The sequence below is a fragment of the Bacteroides sp. HMSC067B03 genome, assembly GCF_001811315.1.
Taxonomy (GTDB): domain Bacteria; phylum Bacteroidota; class Bacteroidia; order Bacteroidales; family Bacteroidaceae; genus Bacteroides; species Bacteroides faecis.
Window position 1 is genome coordinate 1 of sequence record NZ_KV804461.1, and the last position, 362, is coordinate 362.

Genomic DNA, 362 nt, shown 5'->3' on the forward strand with positions numbered 1-362 from the left:
TTTTTTATCCGTTGAACGGTGGAAATACCAATACTTTGTAGCTTAGCTATATTTCTGATTGAATAGCCTTTTCTTAGTAAAGCAATGACTTCTTTATATTCTTCTTTCTTCTTATCATCCGTTTTGGTTGAACCTGTCTTTCTGCCAAGTTTACCACCTTTAGCAATATAATTCGCTCTACCACTATTCAAACGATATTGGATATTGCTTCTTTCGATATTTGCCATTTCTGCAAGTACTGTCACCATGATAGAAGCTATTGGATTAACTTCCCCATTTGGTTGCAAAGTATATAAGCCCAAGTTCTGTATGTAAACCGATACTTTCGATTCATGCAATATATCCAAAGAGCGAAGAACCTG

At 35.4% G+C, this 362-nt stretch carries 1 protein-coding gene; it reads right to left on the reverse strand.

Translation table 11 applies throughout. The features are described 5' to 3' along the window. On the reverse strand, positions 1–362 hold a 362-nt coding region (locus tag HMPREF2794_RS23515), incomplete at both ends, for a helix-turn-helix domain-containing protein (RefSeq protein ID WP_139147294.1).